Origin of the sequence: Rhodococcus sp. IEGM 1379, assembly GCF_030056815.1 — a bacterium.
Lineage (GTDB): Bacteria > Actinomycetota > Actinomycetes > Mycobacteriales > Mycobacteriaceae > Rhodococcus_F.
In genome coordinates, this window is record NZ_JASHKR010000169.1 from 1 (window position 1) to 2,525 (window position 2,525).

4 protein-coding genes are annotated in these 2,525 nt (G+C 61.5%); all 4 read right to left on the minus strand.

What is annotated here, in order from left to right; translation table 11 throughout:
- Nucleotides 1–286: 286 nt before the first annotated feature.
- The 4 genes from QM600_RS29260 to infC all read right to left on the minus strand — a co-directional run bounded on the left by QM600_RS29260 (nt 287) and on the right by infC (nt 2,498).
- Nucleotides 287–1,102, minus strand: coding sequence for a TrmH family RNA methyltransferase (locus QM600_RS29260; RefSeq protein WP_283265266.1), 816 nt, complete (start codon nt 1,100–1,102; stop codon nt 287–289).
- A gap of 23 nt (nt 1,103–1,125) precedes the next feature.
- Nucleotides 1,126–1,515 (minus strand): 50S ribosomal protein L20, encoded by a 390-nt coding sequence (gene rplT / locus QM600_RS29265; RefSeq protein ID WP_283265267.1) that lies wholly within the window; start codon nt 1,513–1,515, stop codon nt 1,126–1,128.
- Between the two features lie 64 nt (nt 1,516–1,579).
- Nucleotides 1,580–1,774 carry a 50S ribosomal protein L35 gene (gene rpmI, locus QM600_RS29270; RefSeq protein WP_094273458.1) on the minus strand — a complete coding sequence of 65 codons (195 nt, stop codon included), beginning with the start codon at nt 1,772–1,774 and terminating at the stop codon, nt 1,580–1,582.
- 43 nt (nt 1,775–1,817) lie between these two features.
- Entirely contained in the window at nt 1,818–2,498 is a 681-nt protein-coding gene (infC, locus tag QM600_RS29275; protein ID WP_283265269.1) for a translation initiation factor IF-3, read from the minus strand.
- Between the last annotated feature and the right edge of the window lie 27 nt (nt 2,499–2,525).

Consider the following 2,525-nt stretch of genomic DNA (forward strand, 5'->3'; position numbering starts at 1 on the left):
GTGCTCCACCTTGACATGCGCGAGCGCATCCAGGTCTGCGGCGTCCGCAAGCGCCTTCTCGGCGTTCTCAGCCGCAGCGGTCAACGCCTCTTCGGTGAGCGCACTCGCATCGACGTCCGGCGGGGTCGCGCCCTCATTTTTGGCCACGGCTGTGACACTCCTGTCGCTTCTCGGTTTACTTCTGTGCTGCGGTCGAGCATGTCAACTGCTGTCGAGCAGTCTCTCTGCCCCGTATTCTCTCAGGCTTCCTTAAATCGAATGCCGAGAGGTCATTTCCGTAAAATTGTCAGCCTTGATCTGCGGTGCGATTCTGCACCCGTGCACTCGCGTAGAGACAGATCGCGGCGGCAGTCGCCAGGTTGAGGCTCTCTGCACGGCCGTGGATCGGAATCCGAACCCGAAAATCAGCCTGAGCCGCGATCGCCGGGTCAAGTCCGTGCGCTTCGTTACCGAACAGCCAAGCGGTCGGCTTGCTCAGGAGTTCGTCGGCATTGTCGAGGTCGATTTCACCGTCGGCTGCTGTCGCCAAAATTTGGATACCCGCGGCACGGATCTGTTCGATGACCACCGCGGTATCGCGCTCACGGACAACGGGAAGGTGGAACAGACTCCCGGCCGATGATCGAACAACCTTGCCGTTGTGCGGATCAACACTGTCGCCGGCCAAGATCGCGGCGTCAGCACCAACGGCGTCGGCAATCCGGATGACAGTTCCCGCGTTGCCGGGTTCGTTGACCTCGACGGGAACTGCAAGGAGCCTGGTCCCTGCGCGGATCGCATCACTCAGCGGAACATCGAGGAGATCACACACGGCAACCAGTCCGGGCGGTGTGACCGTGTCACTCAACGCTTTGGCCGCGCGGTCCGTGACAAGCGATACCCGCACACCGGCGGTCAGCGCGAGGTCGATGACATGCTGATAACGCTCGGCTGCATCCTCGGTATAGAAAAGGTCATGCACCGAGCGGGCCTCGCCGTTCAAGACTTCCGTCACGGAATTCTCGCCCTCGACGAGGAAACGTCCTGCTTTACGTCGTTCTGCTGTGCGCAGGAGCTTGACAGCAGAAACGACCCGCGGTGTCCGCTCGGTGAGCGGATCCACGGGCCGTTGCTGTGATGCGTCGATCAGGCTGCTTCTCCGGCAGGCGCATTCACGTCAGCCGGCAGAGCGGCCTTCGCGATTGCGACGAGGGCAACAAAGGCCTCCATGTCGGAAACAGCGAGCTCGGCCAGCATCTTGCGGTCGACCTCGACCTCTGCCAGGTGCAAGCCCTGAATGAGGCGGTTGTACGTCATGTCGTTGGCGCGAGCTGCAGCGTTGATACGCGTGATCCACAGCTTACGGAACTCGCCCTTGCGTGCACGGCGGTCGCGGTATGCGTAGACGAGCGAGTGGAGCTGCTGCTCCTTCGCCTTGGTGTACAGACGCGAACGCTGTCCACGGTAGCCGCTGGATGCAGCAAGAATTGAACGACGCTTCTTCTGGGCGTTGACCGCCCTCTTTACGCGTGCCACTTGAAAATCCTGTCAATCTAGGGGCTGAAAATTCGACCCCGGGTGGTCAATAAAGGGGGCGAACTCAGATGCCGAGCATGCGCTTGATGCGCGGAGCGTCGTCAGGGCTGACAACAGCGGTGCCGTCGAGACGACGGGTAACCTTGCTCGACTTGTGCTCGAGAAGGTGGCGACGGCCGGCCTTCTGGCGCATGAGCTTTCCGCTGCCGGACACCTTGAATCGCTTCGAGGCGCCGCTGTGGCTCTTCATCTTGGGCATGGAGTCCTCAGTTCTTTGTTACGTGGTGATGCTAGGGAATCGACTAGCTGGTCGGAGCTTCTGGCGTGGTTTCGTCCGCCGCCGGAGCTGCCGGTGCTGCGGGGGCCTCAGGAGCGGGCTTCGGTGCGGCCTGAGCGACCGGCGCCTGTGCGCTTTCCTGTGCCTTGACGCGAGTCTTGGCACCCTTGTGCGGCGCCAGAACCATCGTCATGTTGCGACCGTCCTGCTTTGCCGAGGTCTCGACGAAACCGAGGTCCGCGACGTCTGCTCCGAGACGCTGCAGGAGTCGGTAGCCAAGCTCGGGACGTGACTGCTCACGTCCGCGGAACATGATCGTGACCTTGACCTTGGAACCTGCCTCGAGGAAGCGAACAACGTTGCGCTTCTTCGTTTCGTAGTCATGGGCGTCGATCTTCGGCCGGAGCTTCTGCTCTTTGATGACCGTCAACGTCTGGTTCTTACGCGACTCGCGTGCTTTCTGCGCTGCCTCGTACTTGAACTTGCCGTAGTCCATGATCTTGCAGACCGGCGGACGGGCATCGGGAGCTACCTCGACGAGATCGAGGTCGGCCTCCAGGGCCAAGCGGAGTGCATCTTCAACACGCACGATGCCTACCTGTTCACCGCCCGGTCCGACCAAACGGACCTCGGGAACTCGGATACGATCGTTGATGCGGGTCTCAGTGCTGATGGGGCCTCCTAGGTTGAACGGTGCGGTCTTCATGACCGCACGCAGCCCGTACCGCCCGCA

Bases quoted from the DNA above. Each gene is read 5' to 3' on its own strand.
- rpmI (WP_094273458.1), bottom strand. From the start codon at position 1,774: ATGCCCAAGATGAAGAGCCACAGCGGCGCCTCGAAGCGATTCAAGGTG.
- infC (WP_283265269.1), bottom strand. From the start codon at position 2,498: ATGAAGACCGCACCGTTCAACCTAGGAGGCCCCATCAGCACTGAGACC.